The following is a 22,542-nucleotide window of genomic DNA, read 5'->3' as shown; positions in this document are numbered from 1 at the left end:
GTGTGCCTCCCACCCTTTCCCACGGTGATCAATGATCGTTATCGCTGCGGTATCACGAACCCCCGCGCGGGTCGCAGCGGCCGGTCTCCCGGGTGCTCCCGCCTCGTGGGACGGTCGGTCAGCCGACCGAGGCCAGCGGCATCAGGTAGACCAGCGCGTCCTGGACGCCGTCCAGGCACAGCACGTCGTGCGCCGCGTCGTCGTAGAACCCGCCGATCAGGCCCAGCGCGAGCCCCGCGGACGCGGCGACCAGCGCGAGGTTCTGGGCCAGGTGGCCCGCCTCGGTGAACGCCAACCGCAGCGCCCGCAGGCCGTACGCCTCGCGCAGCGCTCCCACCCGCGTGTAGAGCGCCAGCATCGCGGGCATCGCGGCCGGGTCGACCAGGTCCGGCCCGGCACCGAAGTACATCGAGGTGCCGCGCACGTCCTCGGCCGGCGGTGCGGCGGCGACGCGGACCAGCGTCCGCCGGGCTTCGTCCACTTCGTACACCCCCGGCTCCAGGCCGGTCACCCGCCACGCCACCACCCTCAGCCGTGCGCTGTGCCGCGCGCCCGCGCTCGGGTACGGCCTGCGCCCGTCGGCGAGCGCGCCCTGCGCGGTCCACAGCAGGGTCGCCAACCGCCCGGCGTCGAGCGGGCCGGACACCTCGGCGCCGCGCGCGGTGTGCCGGGTCAGCAGGGCGTCGGCCAGCGAACCGGACACGGGCGCGCCCTCGGGCAGCGGCACGTCCGGCCACCACGGAGCCGTCGCGGTCGGCGTCACGGCGGCATCGCGCGGACCCTGGTCCGGCACCCCCTGGTGGAACCTGCTGGCCGCCAGGTACCGCCGGTCGGGCGCCGCCGCGCCGTCCTCGTGGAACGGGGTGGGCCCGTCCGGGGCCTCGGCCGTCATCGCCACCAGCCGGCACGCGGTGCGCTCCTGCTCCGGGTCGAGGCCGAGGCGGTTGAACAGCATGTGCAGCTGCGAGGCCCACACGTACCGCGGCAGGTCCGCCCGCACCTGGTCGGCCCAGTACGCCACGGCGCCCGTGGCGTGCGTTTCGAGCCGGTCCCACCGGGTGGCGAGGTGGGCCGCACGGGCCTCGTGCAGCCTGCGCGCCGCGACGTGCGAGGCGAGCCCGGGCGGGGTGACCGGCTCGCGCGCCTGCCGCCACCCCGTCGCCAGCGACCGCAGCCACGACGCCGCCTCCACCCGGTCCAGCTTCAACGCGATCGTCGTGGCCATCACCAGCTCCACGGCGGCGGTGAACTTCGCGCCGGGAGCGCGGGCGGACCGCAGCACGGCGACCGCGACGTCGGTGCTGCGGCAGAACACCTCCTCGGCAACCGGCAGCGCCTCGGTGCCGCCGTACCGCTCGACCTCCGGCTCGTACGGCGTCTCCCGGACGTCGCCGTGCGGCAACCAGGAGTCCGCCGACACGACCACCGGGTGGTCCGCCCGCGCCACCAGGTCGCGCAGCGGGCCGGTCAGGTCCGCGGTGGCGTCCCGCAGCCGGATGCGCAGGTGCGGGCCGTCCTCCCAGTACCGCACGTAGAACCAGTCGGTGAACTGCCCCGCCGCGCGGCGCCCGGCCAGCTCCGGCGCGAGGACGTCGGCGATGAACGAGTCGACGTCCTCGACCGCCCACGACAGCCGGACGTGCAGGCTGGTCCACGTCATCGCGTCTCCAGTGGCGTGAGGTCGTAGGTGAAGCCCGTGCCGCGCGGGCGGCCGATCACGAGCAGGTAGAGCAGCGCGTGCGACGCGGGCGCGCCGACCAGCGCTTCCAGCGGACCGTCGTCGACGCTGCGGGCCGGTCGGCAGAACGCGCCGGCGCCCGCGACGGCCGTGCACACGTGCTGGGCGGTCGCGCCGGCCGCGCGCAGCAGGGCCCGGTAGCCGTCCGGACCGTCGGACGCCACCGCCGCCGCCGGGTCGCCGGTCGTCACCAGCGCGAGGTTCATCGAGGCGACGTGGATGGTGCCGGGCGGGTGCCCGAACACCGGCTGGAGATCGGGCACGGCCGGTCCCGGCCGGATCAGCCGCGGCCCGCCCGCCACGGCGTACCAGCCGTCGGCGAAGCCCTCGACGTTGCGCACGGCCAGCCGGTGCCTCAGGTCGGCGCGCACCGGCGACCCCGCCGGCGGGTGGTCGACGGCGTCCACGACCGCGCGCAGCACACCGGCGGCCATCGGCCGGGGATCGGCGGCGATGCCGCGCGGACCCACCCCCGAACCGCGTGGCGGCACCGGAGGCGGGTCGGCGACCTCGCCGAACGTCACGGTGACCGTCAGCCCGGAGACGCGCGCGCCCAGACCGAGCCGTGCCGCGTGCTCGACCAATGCCGCCGCCACGTGCCCCACCTCCAGTTCCGTGAGCACGTCACCGAAGTCGTGGTAACCGGCGGCGAGCCGGTCGCGGCGGCGGACCAGCTCGACCCGCACCGGCCCGTCGACCACCGGCGCCCGGTCGCCGACCAGCGCCCGCCGCACGGGATCGAGCGGCCAGCGCTCACCGTCCACGGCCACCACCAGGTCGACGGTGGCCGCGGCCCGCGCCGACGGGTACGCCCGGTGGTCGTTGTACTGGTTCCACGGTTCCCACCGCAGCGGTGTCGCCACGTCGGTCAGCAGCCGCGCCAGCGCCGAGCCGAAACGGCCCCGCAACGCCGTCAGCGGCACGCGTGGTCCCTCCGCCGCGGGCGTGCGCGGCGACGTGCCGGGCTCGACCACCCGGCCGGGTCCGTGGGTGTAGGCGGCGACCAGGGCCGCGGACTCCGCGCTCACGGGAACGGGTGGGGCAGCGGTGGACCGGCCAGGCGCAGCCGCGGCAGGCCGTGCGTGCGCCGGTTCAGCTCGCCGAACGTCATCGGCACGGCGCCCGGGACGATGACCTTCGCCGAGTGCAGGCCCAGCCGGTCGCGCACGGCGGGATCGCTCTGGTCGACCGCGATCACCTCCAGGTCCAACGCCTCCCACCGCCGCACGTAGTGCTCCAGCAACGCGTCCAGGTCGTCCCGCGGCACTTCCGGGACCACCGGGTCCACCTCGGGCCGCTCCGCGTCCAGGAAGTCGTACCGCTCGGCGGCCTCGGGCAGGCCGTTGACGTTGACGTGGTCGTCCATGCTCCGGATCAGCCGCGGGTCGTGCAGCAGCCGCCGCAGCCGGTCCGGGTCGAAGTCGTCGGGTTCGGTGCGGTAGCGCTTGGCGCCCGCCTCCACGTCCATCGCGACCTCGGCCGCCGCCGAGCGCATCGCCGCGTCCGGGTCGAGCCCGGCGCCGGCGGCGAAGAACGCCTGTGGCAGACCCGGTTGCGCGGCGCGGGCCAGGGAGAGCACGGACGGCACGCCCAGGTCGTTGGTGGCGTCGTAGAGCTCCAGCCGGAAGCCGAGTTGTTCCAGCCGGTCCGCGATGTGCGCGGTGACCTCGTCGCGCACGCGCAGGCGGGGCAGCCGGGCGCGGCCGTACCAGGCCATGAGGAACGCGTCCCGCTCGGCGACCTCGAACAACCCGTAGAGCACCGCTTCGGTGAGGCTGTTGCCGGTGCCGCACCCGTTGGAGGTCTCGTCGACGAACCGCGGCCCCGCCGAGGTGCCCCAGTAGGCCACGTGCTCGGGCACCGCGACCGGTCGGGCGCGGGTGTAGGACCAGCCGTGCACCCACCTGGTCCGCACGTCGGGGTGGAACGGGACGACGTGCGGCGACTCGTGGTCGGGCAGGCCGAGGCGGGTGGGGTCCAGCGCGCGGTCGCCGAGTTCGGCGTAGGACGCTTCCAGGACTGTGGTCACGCGCCGGGGTCGCAGGCCCGCGTGGCGTTCCACGGCTTCGTACAGCGCGACGCGTTCGGCTTCGGCGTAGTCGGCGGTGCGGCCGAACCCGGCCTGGCCGCCGACCAGTTCCGCGCTGACGGCGGCCACGGTGAGGTCGCCGATGCGGTGCATCCCGCCGACCGGGCCGTGCCGCAGGTCGAACAGCTCGCGGTGCAGGGCGTCGCCGGCGGTGCGCGGGTTCGGGCCGCGCAGCGTGCCGGGCACCACGGGGACCGGCTCGCGGACCACCGTCGCGGTGTGCGCGGAGTCGTCGGGGATCGGGCCGCACGTGGCGCAACCACCGGACCGGGTCCGGACCCGGTGCTCGCCCACCGTCGCCAGGTCGGTGCGCAGCGCCAGGACCACGTCGCGGTGGGCGTCCGGGTCGGCCAGCACCCGGTCGACCAGCGCGGAGATCAACGGGCGCAGCGCCGGGGACGCCAACCCTCCCACCCGCATCCGCCGATCACCGCGCGGCACCGACGCGCCGAGCGTGGCGAGGCGGGCGTCCTCGGCGCAGCCCACGCACACCCCGCCCGACACCGGCCCGATCAGCACCAGCGCGCCGTCGAACCGCACCGGCAGCACGGGACCGTCCGCGCCGATCCCGGCCAGGTCGCCGACCGCGTACTCGGCCAGTTCCACCACCCGCACGGTCATCGCCCGTCCTCCGGCACCGCGAACGCCACCAACCCGGCGGCCTCCAGCACCGGCCCGAGGTGCACCGGCTTCACCTCGGCCGCCAGCGCCCGCAGGTCGTCCTGGAACGCGTCCTCGCGATCGCGCAACCCGTACGGCCAGTGCCAGTCCCGGTTGGTCCACGGCGCGGCCGCACCATCGGGCTCCGCGAACGGCGCCGCTCCGGAGAGCACGACGGCTTCGGTGACCCGTGCCGCCGTGCGCCCGGTCGGCGCTGGGGGTTCGAAGGGTTCGGCCGGCGTCGGGAGTTCGGGGGGTTCGGCCGGTGTGTGCTCGGCGGTCGGGGCGGTCGGCGTTGGGCGATCGAGAGGTTCGGCCGGTGTGTGCTCGGCGATCGGGACGGTCGGCTCTCGGCGTACTGGAGGTTCGGCCGGGGGCTGTTCGGCGGCGAGCCCGGACTGCGCCAGGCCGGCGGCGGCCAGGGCGGCGAAGGCGACCGCGTCCGCCGGGTCCGCCTCGACCGCCCAGGACAGTTCCTCCCCGGCCGCGCGCACCACCGCCCGCACCACGCGCGGGCCGAGTCTGGTCACTTCCACCGCGGCAGGCAGGGCGAACCGCAGCGTCACGGCCTTCCACCAGCGGCGGGCGGTGGGGTCGGTGGACCACTCCTGCTCGGCGACCGGCGTGCCGCCGAGCCGCCGGACCGCCGTGCGCAGGGCCAGGCCGAGCGCGTGCACCCGGTCCGCGCCGATCACCACGCCCTCCGGTGCCAGGCGGCGCGCGGCGCGGAGCAGCGCGTCCAGCCGGGCGGCGTGCTCGGTGGTGCCGAAGCCGACCACGTCACCGGACGCGGCCAGCTTCACCGGCAGCTGCGGCAGCTCACCGGGCAACGGCGTGGCCACCGGACCCAACTCCCGGTCGCCCAACACGTCCAGCAGCGAACCGCCCGGCTCCCGGGGGCGGACCTCCGACAGCCACGGGTGGTACTCGGCGTGCAGCGGGTCGACCCGGGCCACCAGGACGGCCTGGTGCGGCGGTCCGGTGGGCGGCACGTCGCTCCACATGTCGACCACCTCGGTGGACGGGTCGGGCAGCCCGCCCAACGCGCACACGAGCCGGTGCGCCGCCGCCGACCCGACCAGCGCGGCCAACACCTCCGGCGGTTCGCCCGGCGCACCGGCCAACCGGTCCGCCACCGCGCCCGCGTCGGCCTGCACGTCGGCGACCGCGCCCGGCGCGACCGCGAAACCGACGTCGGCCGCGCACCCGGCCGCGACCGCGTGCGCCCCGGTGGTGAGGAGCAGACCCGCACCCGGCCGAACCGGCCCGACCTCCAGGCCGGCCGCCACGAGGGCACGGTGGGCCGCGGCGGCCAACGCACCCTCACCGGCCACCGAAACGGTCACCGACCGCAGCCGCCGCCAGGCCTCCGACGGCGACGCCGCAACGGAGTCCAGCCAGCTCGCGATGTCCGCGGGCGGCGGTGCGCCACCCCACTCGACCGGCGACTCCACCAGCATGTCGTGCTCGCGCAACTGACCGATCAGCAGCTCCAACGCCCGGGCCACCGCGGCCGGCGCGTTCTCCGGCACCGCCAACTGCTCGGGCGGCACGCCCGCGGCCAGCGGCCCGGCCAAGCGCTCCCAGATCGTCCACAGGCCCTTGCCGCCGTCGAGCGTGAAGCTGGAACGCCAACCCCGCACGTGCAGGCCGGTCGCGGTCGGCGTCGCGTGCACGATCGGGCGCAGCCGCAGCAGCACCCCGGTCATCGGGACACCTGCACCATCTGCGCGACGTGCTCCGGCCACTCGACGCCGGTGATCCGCTGCACCGCCCGCACCACGAGGCTCGCGGCGAGGTAGCGCTCCACGGGCGTCACGTCGCACACCGCCAGCAACTGGTAGAGCAGGTTGGTGCCGAAGCGGTACACGGTGACCGGACGCTGGTAGCTCGGGTGGTCGAAGTCGACCTCCCGCAACCGGGCGTGGTAGTCGCTGACGCGGTCGGTGTGGTCGCGGTGCCAGCGCCGGATCGCTTCCTCCTCGCCCATCGCCAGGGCGCGTTCGCCGAGTTGCGTCGAGTACGTGGTGGACAGCTCGCCGCGGTCGAACGCCTGCTCCACCAGCGCCCGGACGCTGTCGGTCCACGCCACCCACGGCGTGGCCACCGAGCCCTCGGCGACACCCCGGACGGTGTCCACCGCCTGGTCGGTGTTGCGCTCCCACACGCCGTCGAACCGGCCGCGCAGCACGCCGTCGGGATCGTTGTGCAGCAGGAAGCCCTCCAGGTGCGACAAGAACGAGTGGTAGCCGTTGACCAGGCCCGCCGGGAACCGGCTCGCGTGCGCCGTCATCGCGACCATGGCGAGCCGGACCCGTGACTGGCTCGTGCCGTCCACCGCCACGGCGTCGCCGATCGCGGGCACGCCGAGCCGCAGGCACCGCGAGCGCAGGTCCACCAGCTCGTCGGAACCGAGCAGCTGCCGCAGCGCCGTGACGTCCGTCGGCTCGACGACCACGGTGTTGTCCGGGTGGATCGGCTCGTACGGCGGCGGCACGAGCTCGGCGATCCCGTTGCGCCGCGCCTGCGCGAGCAGGTCCGCCGGTTCGAAGTCCACAGTGGACGGATGGTTGTCGAGGTGGGCGCGCAGTCGGGACGCGACCAGCTCGGCGGCCTCGGCCGGGCCGTCGAGCCGCACCCGCACGTGCGGCCCGTGCAACCAGTGCCGCTCCACGTGCCCGGTCGCGCCGGCGCCCTCCGCCTCGGCGAGCGCGGGCAGCACGGCATCGCGGAGCAGGGGCGCCTTCACCGGGTTGTGGTAGTAGCAGACGACGTCGGTCACGAGGCCCTCCAGTACGTTTCCGCGATCAGTTCGACCACCCGGTCGCCCGGCGACCCGGCGCCGGGCACGGGCAGCGCCTCGGTGAGCCGCACGCCGTCCGGGAACCGGGCCAGCAGGCGTGGCAGCGACCGCAGGTGCAGCGGGTCGCCCAGGTCCGCGTACTGAGGCTTGCCCGCGGTGAGCGCGCGCCGGTAGGCGTCGACCGTCTCCGGTCCCCGGTCGGGCCCGACGAAGACGTGCTCGGGCAACCCGAGCCGGGCGCGCAGCCGGGCCACGTCGAGCGCGGCGTCCTGCTCCGCGCCGACCGGTGGCGGCACGGTGAAGTCCCAGGACCGGCGTGCCAGCACGACGTCCCCGTAGGTCAGGCGACCGCCGGCGGTCACGTCGCCGTGGACCGTCGCGGTGCGCAACGGGTCGAGGTCCACCCACCCGCAGGCGAGGTCGGAGTACAGCGGCACCTGCCGGTCCGGCAACGCCACCGGGATCAGGAAACCCAGGTACAGCACGTCGAGCGGGACGCCGTGGTGCGTCACCCGGATCTCGTCGGTGACCGGGTCGTGCCGCACGTCCAGCTCGTCGGCGGCCAGGTCGGCCCAGCGGGCGTCCTCGCCGACCTCGCGCGCACCGAGCAGGGGGTGCAGGTTGGCGTTGAACCCGTGCACCGGGCGGAACTGCACCGGGTTGGTGGTGTGCCGGCGCACCTGCCGGGTCACCGCCTCGCGCGCGCCCGGCAGCAGGTCGAGGAAGCGGCTGGTGAACTTGCCGAACCCGGCGTAGACGTGGTTGACCACGAGCCGACCGTCGTGCGTCGGCTGGGCGAAGAAGCCGTACGAGCCGGTGCGGCGGGTCGCCCACCCGGGCAGCAGGTCGGCGGCGGACGCCAGCACCTCGTCGGTGACCACGCCGTCGTGCACCTGCCCGGCGAGCTTGTCGCGGGCCTCGATGACGGCACGGACACCGGGGTCGTCCACGCCGTAGGGGTCCATGGACTCCTGCCACGCCCGCGACAGCGGCTCGGCGCAGTCGGCCGGCGCGGCGACGCCACCCTCGCCGAATCGCTCCACGAACCGGGTCCGGATCAACCCGCGCAGCAGCACGTGTTGGTCGAACGCCACCAGCAGCGGGGTGAGCCGGGTCAGCGCGGGCACCGCGCCGGGCGGCACGGGCACCGGTTCGGGCAGCACCACGTCCTCCACCACCGGCGTCACGCCGGTCAGGTCCGCGCCGACCCGCTCGCCGAGTTCGCGCCAGCCCGCCGCGAGCTCCGCGAGCACGGCCACCCGGGCCGGCGGGTCGGTGGTGGCGAACGCGGCGGTGGTCGTGGCCAGCGCGGTCAGCCGGCGGGCGGTGCCGGCGTCGGTCGGCGCCAGCCAGGAGGCCAGCGAGCCCACCGCGTCCGGGTCCTGCGGGTGGATCGGGGACACCGGCACGAGCAGACCCAGCTCGCGGGTCTTGGCCACGAACCCGCGGGCCGCCCGGTCGGCGTCGGCCGTGGTCAGCTTCGCCGCCAGCGCCGCGGCGATCCGGTCCGGTGGCAGCCCTTCGGCGCCGGCCGACCGCACGATCCCGATGACGAACCGCAGGGGGCGCGTCGCCGCGACGTCCACCTCCTCCTCCCGGACCACGACGGCGCGACCGGTGCCGTCGACCGGGGTGTCCCGGCGGAACAGCAGGCGCCCGTCACGTTCGCGCAGACCCGGTGCGAGCCGGTGCGGCAGCCCGGCGCCCAGGGCGTCGACCAACCTGCTCACCAGGACGCGGTGCACCGCCGGGCGCGACACCGGCTCGACCGCGGGCCACGGTCCATCGCCCCACGTGCCCCAGCCGACGTGCGTGTACCAGGACAGGGGACTGGTCTTCGACGTCGCACGCAACGCGTACCGCAGCACCGTCGGTTCGGCCTTGCGCGCCTTGCGGTCGGGCGCGCCGCCGCCCCGTGCGGTGCGGTCCAGGCCGTGCAGCAGGTCGGGGCCGGTCAGCACGCTCGCGCGGCGCAGCTCGTCGGTCGCGCAGACCTCGGCGAGCCACGCGCGGGACCGGGCCAGGGCGTCCGGCCACGCCGCCAGCGCCGCCTCCGCCGACCGCGCCAGCTCCTCGTGCGCGGTCAGCCAGCGCGCCAGCAGCGGCACCCGTTGCGGCAGCGTGCCCAGTTCCGCCACCACCGCCGGTCGTGGCGTGCGGCCGTTGTGCACGTCACGGCGCAGCGGCAGCACCACCCTTCGGTGGAACTCGGCCGGATGACCGGCGGCGCTGTCGTGCAGGGCGTCGGCCAGCTCCGGCGCCCGTGCCGCGATCCGGGCCTCGGCCGCGACGACCGCGTCCAGGTGGGCGCGGAAGTCCGAGGAGGCGGGCCGGGGGTGCGCCAGGGCGGCGACCCGGACCAGCGCGTACGGCGCGAGCTCGGTCGTGGTGCGGCCACTGGCCATCCGGTGCTCCCGTGGGTGGTGGGACCGGGAGCGTCCGCGCGCGGACGCTCCCGGCTCGACTCGACTCGGACCTAGTGGGGCACCGTCGGCAGGTGCGGCTGCTGGCAGCAACAGCACGAGGTGCTGCTGCACGAGCACGCCGCCGTCGAGGCGCCGGTCTCCGGCAGCGCGACGGCGTCACGCATCGCGGTGACGGCCAGATCGCCGAGGTCGAGCTCCGAGTCGTCGAAGGTCAGGTCCATCGGTTTCACGTCCTTTCGGGGAGTGGTGCGGCGGCGCGGAACGGGCGGTGCTCGCCCCGTGCCGTCCGCCGCGTCGGGGTTGGTGCCGACCGGCCCGTCCCGGGATCGTCCCCGGACCCGTCGCGGCGACCGGACCGCAACGCCTGCGGCGTTGCGGGTCTCCGAATCAAAAGCGGCGGCGCCATCGGGTTCCTCCCCACGGGGCGGGTGTCGAGGCGCACGCTCCCACCTGGCGGTATACGTCCGGTATGCGTTGCCGCGCCCAGCGGTCCCCGCCATTCGGCCTCCCGCCGCGTACCTCGGGGTACGACCTACCGTGTGCGGTGACTGATGGGGGTTGGGACGTGACGAGATCCGGGGTGTCGATCTGTTCGGCGTCGCGCGCGCGGCAGGCGGTCCGCATCCGGCTGTGGGGTGGCCCGGCGGTGACCGGCCCGGACGGCCCGCACGTGGTGCCAGGCGGTGTGAAGACCCGGACGTTGTTGGCCGCGCTCGCGTTGGACGCCGGCTCGGCCGTGTCCACCGAACGCCTGATGGACTACCTGTGGGAGCGGGAACCACCGCGCAGCGCGCTCAAGAACCTCCAGCTGTACGCGTCGCGGTTGCGCCGTTGCCTCGACACCGCGAACCCCGGCGTGTCCCGCCTGCTCGTCCACGTCGGCCACGGCTACCGCCTGGACGTGCCCGTGGAGGCGGTGGACGTGCTGTGCGCGGGGGAGTTCCTCCGGTGCGGCACGACCTCGCTGCGGCAGGGCGATCCGCGGGGCGCGGTCCCCGCGTTGACCGCCGCGCTGGCCGGGTGGCCGGTCGACGGCCTGGTGGGGCTGGTGCCGTCCGGACCGGCGACGGCGGTGGCGGCGTTGTGGCGCGAACGCAGGCTGGCCGCCGTGGAGCACCTGGCGACGGCGCAGGTCGCGCTCGGCGCGTGGGAGGAGGCGGCCGACCTGCTGGCGCCGCACGCGTCCGCCCACCCCACCCGCGAGTCGTTGCAGGTGCTGCTGATGCGCGCGTTGGCGCACCTGGGCGACCGGGTGGGCGCGATCGGCGTCTACCGCCGGCTGTGGCGGGTGCTGGACGCCGACCTCGGCATCAGGCCCGGGGGTGAGGCGCGGGCGTTGTTCGACAGGCTGTGCGGCAACGCCTGACCGCGCCCGCCGGCGGTGGCGATCCGGTCACTCGGGCTGGATGGACTGCGCCCGCGGGTACTTGTGGCCCGGTGCCGGCATGGGTGATCCGGTGAACGACACCGGCGTCCCGGTGGGCAGCGTGGTCCACCCCTCGGGCAGGTCGTCCCGGGAGGCGAACCACGAGCCGCCGCGCGCGTCGGTGATGAAGCCGTGCGCCTGCCCGGCCCGCCACCCGGTCACGGTGCCGCGCCGGCGGCCGCGCGGCGAGCCGACGGGGGAGGCCACGGCCTCGCTCGACCGCACGAAGGGACGCGCGAGCGGGTAGTCCGGGCGGTCGGCGGGCGCGAACAGGTCGTCGAACCCGGGCGTCAGGGTCGCCGCGGCCCGCAGCGGCGCGGCGGTGCGCGGTGTCCACGAGGGCGGCGGTGCGCCCGGAGCCGCCCGGATGTCGACCACCGGCACGACCACGCCCACGTCACGAGCCCTCAGCCGGGTGGCCAGCGGGGTGAAGTCGGCGTCGCCGGTGACCAGCACGACCCACTCCAGCGGCGCGGTGGTGGCGCGCTCCCACACTTCGAGCGCGAAGTGGACGTCGGCGCCCTTCTCCTTGCCGCCGTGCAGCGGGAGGTCGTGCCGGACGACCCCGGCGGCGGCCAGGGCGGCGTCGAAGGACCTGGCCGGGGTGTCGATGCGGCCGCGCACGTAGTGCGCCTCGTGCACCACGCACTCGTCCAGCGCGCGCCCGGTCACGGTGTGGAGGTGCCAGCGCAGGGCGTCGTGGAAGCCGTCCAGCGCGATCCGGGCCGCCCGCGGGTGCGCGGTCGCGTAGAAATCGCTCAGGTACGCGAACCACGTTCCGTCGTAGAACACACCGATGCGCACGATCTCCCCTGCTGGTTTGGGCTGCCCACGAAGGGATACACCATGGCTGGCACCACCCGTTCGGAGGGCCCGGTCCGGTGGACCCGGGGGCGCTCCGGGGAAGGACGGCACACGTGAGCACTCCGGAACCCGACCCCGTCACCGCGGCGGCCATGGAGGAGGAGCCGGACTTCGCCGACGAGCACTCGCGGCCGACGTTCGCCGACGAGCAGCGGGGTTCCTCCGCCACGACACCGGACGAGTCGACACCCGAGGGCCGTGCGGGCGACGGGGGGATGGACCCGGACTGATACCGGGCCCGGGAGGTGTGGAGGTCGGGCGGATCGGGCATTCGGTCCGCGTTACCCGACCACCCCGAGGAGGCCTTGGTGTCGCCAAGCCGACTGGTCCGATTATTCGCCGCACTCGCCGTCCTGGTCATCGCCCCGACCACCGCTACCGCCGCGACCGCCACCGCGGCCCCGCCGAACGCCCTGGGCACCCTCGAAATCCGGTACAACGCCGGTGACGCGGACCCCGAGCACGGTCCGAACTCGTTCGTGATCACCGTCGGCGACTGCCCGCCGATGCGGTACGTCGAGTACAAGTGGGGCTCCCACTACGGGAAGGTCTCCGCGCCGTGCGGCGAGACGACGGTCTCCTCCCTCGCACCGCTGGGCGCGACCGCGTACCCGCTCCAGTGGCGCCACTGCTCGGTGACGTTGTGGCGGTCACCGCCGCGCCTGCACACCGTGTGCCACGACTACCACCAGGACGTCGTCCTCACCGACTGACCGCCGACTGCTCCGCCAGGCGACGGCGGTGGAACCGCGCGATGAACGCGATGCCGCTCAGCGACACGACGGCGCTGGTCACCAGGGCGATCAGCGTGCCGCCCCCGGCGCCGGGCGTCTCGTCGAGCAGCACCATCCCGATCCACGCCGCGACGATCGGGTTCACCACCGTCTGACCTGCCACCACGAGGTCCGCGGGCCCGCTGGCGTACCCCAGTTGGATCAACGAGGCGCCGACCAGGAACGCCAGCGCCAGCCCGACGAACGACACCCACGGCAGCCGTGGCAGCGCGGTCGCCACGTCCCGCACCAGCACCGCGACCAGCCCGTACGCGGCGCCCGCACCGGCGGCGAGCGCGAGGGCGCGCGCCGTCCCCTTCCGGAACGCGCCGACGAGCACGAACACGCAGACCACGGCGGCCACCACCTGACCGGCCCGCAACGCCACCTCGGCCGGCACGTCGACGGTCACCGCGGAACGCGCGGCGATCGCGACGAACGTGGCCACCCCGCCCGTGGCCGCCATCACGGCCACCGCGAACCCCCGGGTGACGTGCCGGACGCCGATGGCCGCGATGATCGGCAGGGACAGCACGGCGAGCGGTGCCACGACCGTCACCGGCGCCAACGCCAGGGCCAGGATCTGCAGCACGGCGGCGACGACCAGCACCGAGAAGCCGAGCAGCCACCGCCGGTTGCCGGCCAACCGGGTGAACCGGCGCACCGTGAGCTCACCGACGTCCCGGACGCCCGCGTGTTGCAGGGCGGCACCCACGGCGCTCAACACCGCACCCAGCAGCGCGCACAGGATCGCGATCCCCACTGGACCAGAGTAGGTCGCAACGAGGTCCGCGTGTCGCGACGCGAAGTGACGACCAGGTGACTGTCGGCGACCAACCGTCGCCGTTCGGCGGGACGACACCCCCAGCCGATCGGTCCACGGGACTGACCCCCGCACACCTGTTGACCGTGCTACGAGCACAGCCGCGCCGCGCGGTCGGTGTGCGCCCGACACATGGTGACGCACGGCACACCTGCCTACCGTTCGTCTTCCCGCATCGGGTGCGGGTGATGGAGGGTGGCCATGAGAAGAGCCATCACCGTGCCGGCACTGGTGGCGGCGATCGTCGTCGCGCCGGTCGCGTCGCCCGCGCACGCGGGATCGGCGGTGGCGGACTGCACGCGGCTGTCCGGTGCGTCGATCCCGGCGTCGGCGATCGGTCTGCCGACCACGGGCGGCACGATCACCGCGGCCCGGTCGGCCCCGCCGTCGGGGCAGGGCACGACCGCGATCGGCGAGCACTGCCTGGTCGAGGCCGCCGTCCACCCGGTGGACCCGGCCGCGCCCGACATCCTGCTCCGCGTCGCCCTGCCGACCCGGTGGAACCACAAGGTGGTGATGTTCGGCGGCGGCGGGTACGACGGCACCATCCCCGACGTCGCGGGCAACGTCCCGTTCGGGCCCGCCGACCGGCCGGTGCCGCCGGCCTGCGGGTACGCCACGTTCGCGAGCGACTCCGGCCACCAGGCCGACCCGGCATTCGTGCCCGCCAAGTCCCTGGACGGCTCCTTCGCCGTCAACGACGAGGCGCTGCGCAACTTCGCCGGTGACGCGTTGGAGAAGACCCGCGACGCGGCGGTGTTCGTCCTCGCCCGGCACTACTCCGGCGCGCGCCCGGTGCACGCCTACGTCGTCGGCGGGTCGAGCGGCGGACGGGAGGCGCTGGCCGTCGCCCAGCGCCGGCCGACCGACTTCGACGGCGTGATCTCGGCCTACCCGGCGTGGAACGCGGCGAACCTCGACCTGTTCTTCGGCCACGAGGCGCGGGTGCTGTCCCGACCCGGCGCCTTCCCGGGACCGGCGAAGCAGGCGCTGCTGCACCGCGCCGTGGTGCGGGCGTGCGACGGCGACGACGGGCTGGGCGACGGCGTGGTGTCTTACGAGGCGAGCTGCGCCTTCGACCCGCGCTCGCTGCGCTGCCCCGACGGCGTCGACCTCGGCGACACGTGCCTGTCCGACGCGCAGGTCCACGCCGTCGAGGCGTTGTCGTCGCCGCTGCGGTGGGACCACGCCATCGCCAGAGGCGAGACCGGGTACCCGGGTTTCCCGTTCCTGTCCGGTGCGAGCATGACCACAACGCTGCTGGGCACGGGTGCCGACGCGCCCGCCAACCCGATGCCCAGGACCAGCGGGTACGGCGTGCAGTTCTGGGACCAGTGGGTGAAGTACTTCGTGACCCGCGATCCGGGGCACGACCCGCTCGCCGTCGACCCCCTGCGCCCCGGTCGGTGGCAGCAGCGCATCAGCGAGCTGTCGGCCTCGCAGGACGTCAACGACCCCGACCTGCGGCCGTTCGCGCGGGCCGGCGGGAAGCTGCTCCTCGTGCACGGCACGGCGGACGAGCTGGTCAGCCACCGCTCCACAGTGGACTACTTCGGCCGGGTGGAGAGGACCGCGGGCAAGGGCGCGGTGCGGGGGTTCGCCAGGTTCTACCCGGTGCCGGGAGCCAACCACGCGAACGTGACGCCCGCGTTCGCGGCCGGCTGGGACTCGTTGACCGCCCTGGAGAACTGGGTGGAACACCACCGGGCGCCGCGCCACCAGGTGGTCACCGACAAGAACGCCGCCACGTCCGGTCGGACCCGGCCGCTGTGCGAGTGGCCGGCCTGGCCGCGGTACACCGGCGTCGGCGATCCGGACTCCGCGCGTGGTTTCGCCTGCACCAAGGCGGGGCGTTGACCAGGCGTGCCTCCGCCAGCCAGTCCTCGAAGGCGTCGGCGAGGTCGGGCAGCGCGCGCAGCTCGCCGACGCGGTGCCCGCGTCGCATGTTCGCCCAGACGACACCGAAGTCGGCGGGGTCCGGGCCGCGGACCCCGCTCGTGAGCCGTCGGGAAGCGTAGTCGCAACCGGTGGCGCGGTCGCCGGACCACGTCGGGTCCGGCGCCGGCGTCCGCGCGCCGGCGGCGTGCCGGTGTGGGTCGGGGTTCATCGCGCGTGGACCTCGGTGGGACCGGGGTGGCGCGCCTGCCGCCCGCCGACGCGCAGGAGCCGCAGCGCGATCTGGATCTCCGGCAGCCGCTCGGGTTCGCGCCACGACTCGCCGAGCAGTTGGCCGATCTGGGCCGGCCGCTGGGCCACCGTGTTGACGTGCAGGAGCAGCGTCTGGGCGGTGTTGGTGACGCTCCGGCCGGTCGCGCACAACGCGTCGAGGGTGCGCACCAGGTCGGTGCCGCGGGTGTCGTCGTAGTCGATCAGCGTGCCGATCACCGAGTGGATGAACGAGCCGATGTCCGCCTTGGCCGCGAAGAGGATGCCCACGGAGCCCAACGCGGTCGCGTCGGTGGCCTCGCCGACCCGGCCCAGCGCCGGCAGCGCCCGCAGGCACGTGGCCGCTTCACCGTAGGCGTCGGGGATCGAGGCGCTGCCCGACGCCCCGGCCCCGCCCGCGGTCACCGGACGCGAGCCCGCGCGGGTCAGGTCGCGCACCGCGTCGGCCGCCGTCCGGCCCGCGTCCGAGCCGGGGACCAGGAGCACGACCTCGTCCTTGCGGCAGGTCGCCAGGCCGCCGGACCGCCGCGCGAACGCCGTCGCGGCGCTGTGCACCCGGCTGCGCCGGTCCTCGTCGATCCGGGCGGCCACCACGACGTGCGGGACGTCGAGGTCCACCCCGAGCAGCGACGCCCGGTGGCGCAGCAGGTCGTGCTCCCTCGGCGAGGTGGTGAGCAAGTCTTCGAGCAGCTCACCGCGCGTCCGCGCCTCGACCTCGGCCATCCGCCTGCGCGACACCAGCACCAGCGAGGCCACCAGCGCGGCGCCCTCCAGGGTGCGCCTGCCCGTGTCGCCGAGGTCGACGGCGCCGGTCGACACCACCGTGCCGAGGAACTCCGACTCGGTGATCATCGGCACCGCGCACAGGTCGTCCCGGACGACCGTGCGGCCGGACTCCCGCGCCTGCCTGCCCGCCGCCGCGAGGTCGTCCGCGTGCGACGCCCGTGCGTCACCCGAGGCGGTGACCACCACGCCGTCCTCGTCCAGCAGCGCCACGCCGCGTTCGAGGGAGTCGGCCACCGCCTCCACCACGTGGTCGACGCCCTTGCCGTGCGGCGCCAGCCGGGTGAGCCGGCCGTGCACCTCGGCGGTGCGTTCCAGGTCGCTCGCGTGGGTGCGGTTGGTGTCGTTGGCGACCCGCAGGTCCGCCACCGCCGCCTGCGCCTCGGCCGGCAGCCGCGCGTTCTCGATGGCCACCGCCGCGTGCGCGGCGAGCATCGCCAGGACGCTGACGTCCTGGGCGCCGAACGTGCGCGTGCTGCGGTGCGCGGCCATCAGCACGCCGATGACCCGCTGCCGCAGCTTCACCGGCACGCCCAGCAGCGACCGCATCCCCTCGGCGGCGACCGCGCCGTCGATCTCCGGCGTGTGCACGATCGTCGGGGTCTCGGCGTAGCAGAGCACGCCGTACGGCTCACCCGTGCGCGCGACCATTCCACCCACGCCGGTCCCGCGCGGCAGGCGCAACCCGCGCAAGAGCCTGGAGACGTTCCCGGCTGCGGCCTTGACGTAGCTGTCGCCGCGGTCCTCGTCGCTCAGGCTGACGTAGGCCAGGTCGCAGTCCAGCAACCTGCGCGCCCGGTCGGAGATGGCTTGCAGCACGGCGTCCAGCTCGTGCAGCGCGGCCAGGTCGTTCGCGGTGTCGTTGAGCAGCTGGAGCTCGTCCTCGTTGCGGCGGTGCCCGATCAGGACCTCGCGCAGCCGCAACGCCCGCGTGCGTTCCCGTTCGAGCTCCGCCAGTCGTTCGGGTTCCTCGCCGCGCGAGCGTGCCGACGCGAGCGGCGCGTCGAAGTCGCCCACGTCGGCGGCGTCGAGCAGCAACTGGAGGAACGAGGGGTCACCCACGGCGGTCAGTTCCCCTCCCCGCCCGACGTCGTCGCCGAGTGCGGCCGAGCTTGTGGTTCCCACAAGCTAGAGAACGCCCCACCCCTGGTACATGTGGGTGACCCACACAGGATTCGCGGATGAACGGGTGCCACGAACAGCACCGCGCGCCAAGGGCCACTCCGGCGCCACCAGGGGATCACACTGTGAACAAATGCCGACGATCATCGGTGTCGCCGGAGGACGGGGTTCCCTAGCGTCGGGTCGGGCTGTGCCGACGCTCATCGTCTGGGGGTTCCCGATGCGAGTTCGCCGTCTGCTGATCGCCGCCGGTTGCCTGGTGCTGATCGCACCGCCGTCCGCGTTCGCCGACCCACCGGGCACCGGGCAGCCCGGCGAGTACCGCCCGGTGCGGGGACCTTCGGCGCCCGCCGAGCACCGGTTCCTCCAGAAGGCCCTGCGCGGCGAGACCATCCCGCGGCACGCGCACGACCTCGCCGCCGCCCAGGCCGACCGACTCCCCGCCGCCGGCGCGCGGTGGCGTTCGATCGGCCCGACGAACATCGGCGGCCGGATCGTGAGCCTGGCGCTGGACCCGCGCCGGCCCGACACCGTCTACGCCGCCGCCGCGAGCGGCGGGCTCTGGCGGTCCACCGACGCGGGCCGCACCTTCGCCCCGGCGTGGCCGGACAACGCGACCCAGGCGATGGGCGCGGTGGCGACCGCCGCCGACGGCACGCTGTACGTCGGCACCGGCGAGGCCAACCCGGGCGGCGGCAGCGTGACCTACGAGGGCACCGGCGTGTACCGCTCCACCGACGGCGGAGCGACCTGGCGCAACACCGGCCTGCGCGACTCCGGCGCCATCGGCGGCATCGCGATCGACGCGGCCGACCCGAGCCGGGTGTTCGTCGCCGCCAACGGGTCGCTGTACAGCCCCGGTGGCGACCGGGGCGTGTACCTGTCCACCGACGCCGGCGGCGGCTGGCGGCGCGTGCTCGACGTGCCGAACGAGTTCACCGGCGCGGTCGACGTGCAGATCGACCCGACCGACCCCCGGCGGGTGTACGCCGTGCTGTGGGACCACCGGCGGACCCCGGTCAAGCGGACCTACGGCGGCGAGGGCTCCGGCGTGTACCGGTCGGTCGACGGCGGCCTGACCTGGCAGCGGCTCGCCGGTGGGCTGCCGCCCGCCGGGCCCGACGTCGGCCGGATCGGCATCGGCGTCTCGGCCGCCGAGCCGGGCAGGCTGTACGCGATCGTCAACAGCACCGCCGGCCCGTTCGCCGGCTTCTACACCTCGGCCGACGCCGGCGACACCTGGACGCGGCTGCCCGAGCCGGACGTGCTGAGGTCGTCGCAGTCGACGTTCGGCTGGTGGTTCGGCAAGGTGTGGGTCGACCCGGACGACTCCCGGCACGTGCACGTGGCCGGCGTCCCGCTGCTGACCTCGAAGGACGGCGGCGCGACCTGGACCGCGGACGCCGCCTCGATCCACGTCGACCACCACGCCATGGTCTGGGACCCCCGCTACCCGGCCCGGGTCTACCTGGGCAACGACGGCGGCGTGTACCGGTCGGACGCCGACGGTGACGGCGGCTGGGTCAAGGCCGAGCACGAGCCGTGGACGCAGTTCTACAGCGTGGCGATCAGCCCGCAGGACGTCACCAGGGTCTCCGGCGGCACCCAGGACAACGGGTCGCTGCGGTCGTGGGGCGGACCGGCGTTCAACGAGTACCTCGGGGGCGACGGCGAGGAGAACATCATCAACCCGCGGGACAAGGAGAACGTCTTCGCCTGCTACCAGTACGGCAACTGCTTCCGGTCCACCGACGGCGGCACGACGATGGCGTACTTCACCCCGGCCACCACCGCCGACCGGCGCAACTGGTTCACCCCCGTGCAGTTCGACCCGTCGGACCCGAACGTCCTGTACTACGGCGGGAACCGGCTCAACCGGTCGACCGACAACGGCGTCACCTGGACGCCCATCAGCCCCGACCTGACCGGCGGACCCGGCCAGGACACCTACCCGTACGGCACGATCACCACGGTGGCCGCCGCGCCGTCGGACCCGCGCACGATCTGGGTCGGCACCGACGACGGCCGGGTGTGGCTCACCCGCGACCTGGGCGCCACGTGGGCGAAGGTGCTCGACGGCCAACCGTGGGTGACCCGGATCGCGGTGTCCGAACGCGACCCGGCGACGGCGTACGTGACGTTGTCGGGCTACCGGTCCGGATCGTCGCAGCCCCACGTGCTGGCCACCCGCTCGGCGGGCGCCCGGTGGGCCGACATCTCGGGCAACCTGCCGTCGGCCCCGGTCAACGACGTCGTGCTCGGGCGTGGGGGACAGCTGTACGTGGCCACGGACCAGGGCGTGTTCGCCGGCAACGCGATCGCGCCAGGTCACTGGCTGCGGCTGGGCCACGGCCTGCCCCGGGTCGCGGTGGACGACATCGAGTACGACGGCCGGCACCACCGGCTCGTCGCGGCGACCTTCGGCCGGGGGATCTACGAGACGATCGTGCCCTGATCGGATCGGCCGCCGCGGCCCGGCTGGGTTTTGTACCGTGCAGCGCATGACCGTGCCCGGACCCGACCGGTTCCACACCGACCGACTCGACACCGACCGCTCCGACGCCGACGGGTTCGACGCCGACGGGTTCGACGCCGACCTGATCGCGTTGCGGCGGGACCTGCACCGGTGGCCGGAGTTGGCCGGTGCCGAGAGCCGCACGGCCGCCCTGGTCGCGCGACGGCTGCGCGCGGCGGGGTTGGAGGTGTCGACCGGTGTCGGCGGCCACGGGGTGGTGGCGGTGTTGCACGGCGCCCGTCCGGGCCCCACCGTCGCCTACCGCGCCGACATGGACGCGGTCGCCGCCGACGAGCACCCCGGCTGGGAGTTCGCCTCGCGAGTACCCGGTGCGGCGCACCTGTGCGGCCATGACCTGCACACCGCGATCGGCGTGGGCGTGGCCCAGGTGCTCGCCCGGTCGCGGGAGCGGGTCGACGGGCGGGTGGTGTTCGTGTTCCAACCGGCCGAGGAGACGTTGCGGGGCGCCCGCGCGATGCTCGACGCGGGCGCCCTCGACCAGGTGACGCCGGACGAGGTGTACGCCCTGCACTGCGCACCGCTGCCGGTCGGCTCGTTCGCGATCATGCCCGGCAACGGGTTGCCCGGCCTCGACCTCGGGCACGTCGACGTGCCCGGACCGGACGCCGCCGCCACCGGTGAGCGCCTGCGCGCCGCGATCGAAGGGCTGTCCACCGTCCACCGGCCCGGCACCCCGGAGGAGTTCGCCCGGATGCTCGACGACATGCGGACCCCGGGCGGTCCGATGGCGCGGTTCGTCTCCGCCGGGGCGCAGGTCGGGCCCGACGTCGACGGCGCGGTGCGGGTCCGGTTCGCGGTGCGGGCCTGGCCCGACGACCGGTACCCCGCGCTCCGAGACGACGTGCGCCGCCTGGCGGGCGCGGTGGGAGGGCGGGTGGAGTTCGCCGGGCCGCCGTTCCCCGCGATGGTGTGCTCGCCGGAGCTCAGCCACGCGGCCGCGGCGCACCTGCGCGGCCTGGCCGAGGTGAGCGACGTCGAGGTGCTGCACGCCCCGTTCCCGTTCAACGGCGAGGACTTCGCCCTGTTCCTGCACCGGGTTCCGGGCGCGATGCTCTACCTCGGCGTGGCCGATCCGGACCGCGGGTTGAACGGCGTGCCGCACGCGCCGGACTTCGGCGCCGACGAACGGGCCATCGGCGTGGGCGTCCGCGCCGTGGCGGGCCTGCTGCTGCACCGGCTCGACGTCCTGTGACGCGGGATCCGCCGGTCGTCGTGACCGGCGGGTCCCGGGTTCGCCATCAGGGACTCGTGCAGCTCAGATCAGCCGGTCCGGTGGAGCCGGCGCCGTTGGCCACGAAGCCGAAGGTCGTCGACGTGCCGACGCCCAGCGAACCGTTGTACGGGGCGTTCTTCACCGACACGGGTCCGCTCGTCCCGGTGTTGACGCCACCCCACAGGTTGTTCACGGTGTGGCCCGACGCGAGGGTCATGCGGACCGTCCAGCCGTTGATCGCCGCGGTGCCGGCGTTGTCCACCTTCACCTCGGCCTGGTAGCCGCCACCCCACGAGTTCACCACCCGGTAGGTCGCGGTGCACGACGGGCCACCGGGCTGGTTGGTGCTCGTGGTCGTCGTCGTTGTGGTGGTCGTGGTCGTCGTAGTAGTGGTCGTGGTGGTGCCGGGATCGCCGATGCTGCCCGGGACGGACAGCAGGGCGTCGTGCCAAGCGGTGGCCATCTTGGCGTAGCCGCCCGCGTTGGGGTGCACGCCGTCGGCCAGGTCGGCCGTGGTCAGCGCGCGGTACATGTCGACCAGGTGCACCTTCTTGCCCGCGTTCCGCCTGCTCTGCACCAGCGGCGGGATCGTGGCGTTGAACGCCCGGACGTTCGCGTCGCTGCCGGACAGCGGCACGATCGTCGCGACGAACAGGTCCGCGTTCGGCGCCAGGGCGGTGATGCGGTCGACCAGGGTGGCGAGGCGTTGGGGCGCGTCGGCCGCGTCGCCGCGCATGTCGTTGGTGCCGATGTGCAGCAGGATGGTGCGCGGCGTGTAGGTGTTCAGCCAGTTGGTGACGTTGTTGTTGATCTGGGCGATGGTCCAGCCGGAGTGGCCCTCGTGGTTGCGGTCGCCCAGGCTGCTCGGGCCGTTGGTCATGGAGCCGACGAAGTCGACCGTGCGACCGCCGGCGACGAGCTTGCGCCACAGCTCGACGCGGTAGCCGCCGGGCACGTTGAAGCCGTCGGTGATCGAGTCGCCGAGCGGCATGACCTTCACGCCGCTGTCGGCCTGCGCCGTGCCGACGGCGAACACCGCGGCGGCGGCCAGGGCCAGCGCGGCGAACGCGCCGGCGAACGTGTGCGTTCGTTTCATGGACGGGACCTCCGGGGAGGGGTG

Annotated in this window: 17 protein-coding genes; 6 read left to right on the top strand and 11 right to left on the bottom strand. The window is 74.8% G+C overall.

The features are described 5' to 3' along the window. Positions 1-118: 118 nt before the first annotated feature. From ACYVLT_RS03995 to ACYVLT_RS03965, 7 genes are all read right to left on the bottom strand, one after another. The gene (locus ACYVLT_RS03995) at positions 119-1,660 is read right to left on the bottom strand and encodes a thiopeptide-type bacteriocin biosynthesis protein (protein ID WP_461118713.1); all 1,542 of its coding nucleotides are present in this window, start codon (positions 1,658-1,660) and stop codon (positions 119-121) included. Next, positions 1,657-2,766, bottom strand: coding sequence for a hypothetical protein (locus ACYVLT_RS03990; protein WP_461118712.1), 1,110 nt, complete (start codon positions 2,764-2,766; stop codon positions 1,657-1,659). The genes ACYVLT_RS03995 and ACYVLT_RS03990 overlap by 4 nt, the downstream gene beginning before the upstream one ends. Further along, positions 2,763-4,448: a YcaO-like family protein gene (locus ACYVLT_RS03985; RefSeq protein ID WP_461118711.1), complete on the bottom strand. Its 1,686-nt coding sequence runs from the start codon at positions 4,446-4,448 to the stop codon at positions 2,763-2,765. The genes ACYVLT_RS03990 and ACYVLT_RS03985 overlap by 4 nt, the downstream gene beginning before the upstream one ends. Then, a complete protein-coding gene (locus ACYVLT_RS03980; RefSeq protein ID WP_461118710.1) occupies positions 4,445-6,196 on the bottom strand; it encodes a hypothetical protein in 1,752 nt (583 codons plus the stop codon). The genes ACYVLT_RS03985 and ACYVLT_RS03980 overlap by 4 nt, the downstream gene beginning before the upstream one ends. Continuing rightward, positions 6,193-7,269, bottom strand: coding sequence for a hypothetical protein (locus tag ACYVLT_RS03975; RefSeq protein ID WP_461118709.1), 1,077 nt, complete (start codon positions 7,267-7,269; stop codon positions 6,193-6,195). Before ACYVLT_RS03975 ends, ACYVLT_RS03980 begins: the two co-directional genes overlap by 4 nt. Beyond that, entirely contained in the window at positions 7,266-9,695 is a 2,430-nt protein-coding gene (locus ACYVLT_RS03970; protein WP_461118708.1) for a lantibiotic dehydratase, read from the bottom strand. Before ACYVLT_RS03970 ends, ACYVLT_RS03975 begins: the two co-directional genes overlap by 4 nt. A gap of 71 nt (positions 9,696-9,766) precedes the next feature. Then, on the bottom strand, positions 9,767-9,937 hold the full coding sequence (locus ACYVLT_RS03965; protein ID WP_461118707.1) for a thiazolylpeptide-type bacteriocin: 171 nt from the start codon (positions 9,935-9,937) through the stop codon (positions 9,767-9,769). 344 nt (positions 9,938-10,281) lie between these two features. Between ACYVLT_RS03965 and ACYVLT_RS03960 the strand changes: the two genes are divergently transcribed. Next, on the top strand, positions 10,282-11,082 hold the full coding sequence (locus ACYVLT_RS03960; RefSeq protein ID WP_461118706.1) for an AfsR/SARP family transcriptional regulator: 801 nt from the start codon (positions 10,282-10,284) through the stop codon (positions 11,080-11,082). 27 nt (positions 11,083-11,109) lie between these two features. Here ACYVLT_RS03960 and ACYVLT_RS03955 read toward each other — a convergent pair whose 3' ends face one another. After that, positions 11,110-11,946, bottom strand: a complete 837-nt coding sequence (locus ACYVLT_RS03955; protein WP_461118705.1) for an NYN domain-containing protein — start codon at positions 11,944-11,946, stop codon at positions 11,110-11,112. A 113-nt stretch (positions 11,947-12,059) separates the two neighbouring features. On the opposite strand from ACYVLT_RS03955, the gene ACYVLT_RS03950 reads away from it, so the two are divergent. After that, positions 12,060-12,236: a hypothetical protein gene (locus ACYVLT_RS03950; RefSeq protein WP_461118704.1), complete on the top strand. Its 177-nt coding sequence runs from the start codon at positions 12,060-12,062 to the stop codon at positions 12,234-12,236. 78 nt (positions 12,237-12,314) lie between these two features. Continuing rightward, entirely contained in the window at positions 12,315-12,719 is a 405-nt protein-coding gene (locus ACYVLT_RS03945) for a hypothetical protein (RefSeq protein ID WP_461118703.1), read from the top strand. On the opposite strand, the gene ACYVLT_RS03940 is transcribed toward ACYVLT_RS03945, so the two are convergent. Beyond that, positions 12,709-13,542 carry a DMT family protein gene (locus ACYVLT_RS03940; RefSeq protein ID WP_461118702.1) on the bottom strand — a complete coding sequence of 278 codons (834 nt, stop codon included), beginning with the start codon at positions 13,540-13,542 and terminating at the stop codon, positions 12,709-12,711. The genes ACYVLT_RS03945 and ACYVLT_RS03940 overlap by 11 nt on opposite strands. A 261-nt stretch (positions 13,543-13,803) precedes the next feature. Between ACYVLT_RS03940 and ACYVLT_RS03935 the strand changes: the two genes are divergently transcribed. Further along, the gene (locus ACYVLT_RS03935; protein WP_461118701.1) at positions 13,804-15,459 is read left to right on the top strand and encodes a tannase/feruloyl esterase family alpha/beta hydrolase; all 1,656 of its coding nucleotides are present in this window, start codon (positions 13,804-13,806) and stop codon (positions 15,457-15,459) included. Positions 15,460-15,705: 246 nt separating this feature from the next. On the opposite strand, the gene ACYVLT_RS03930 is transcribed toward ACYVLT_RS03935, so the two are convergent. Then, a complete protein-coding gene (locus ACYVLT_RS03930; protein ID WP_461118700.1) occupies positions 15,706-17,613 on the bottom strand; it encodes a helix-turn-helix domain-containing protein in 1,908 nt (635 codons plus the stop codon). Positions 17,614-17,893: 280 nt separating this feature from the next. Here ACYVLT_RS03930 and ACYVLT_RS03925 point away from each other — a divergent pair, with 280 nt between their 5' ends. Both ACYVLT_RS03925 and ACYVLT_RS03920 read left to right on the top strand, forming a co-directional pair. Next, positions 17,894-20,128: a WD40/YVTN/BNR-like repeat-containing protein gene (locus ACYVLT_RS03925; protein ID WP_461118699.1), complete on the top strand. Its 2,235-nt coding sequence runs from the start codon at positions 17,894-17,896 to the stop codon at positions 20,126-20,128. Positions 20,129-20,174: 46 nt separating this feature from the next. Next, positions 20,175-21,401, top strand: a complete 1,227-nt coding sequence (locus ACYVLT_RS03920) for a M20 metallopeptidase family protein (protein WP_461118698.1) — start codon at positions 20,175-20,177, stop codon at positions 21,399-21,401. Positions 21,402-21,447: 46 nt separating this feature from the next. Here ACYVLT_RS03920 and ACYVLT_RS03915 read toward each other — a convergent pair whose 3' ends face one another. Then, positions 21,448-22,518, bottom strand: a complete 1,071-nt coding sequence (locus tag ACYVLT_RS03915; RefSeq protein ID WP_461118697.1) for a cellulose binding domain-containing protein — start codon at positions 22,516-22,518, stop codon at positions 21,448-21,450. Positions 22,519-22,542 lie beyond the last annotated feature (24 nt).

It is taken from the genome of Saccharothrix stipae, from assembly GCF_054781895.1.
The sequence above is the reverse complement of the archived record's forward strand: the minus strand, read 5'-3'. Positions and strand labels throughout refer to the sequence as shown.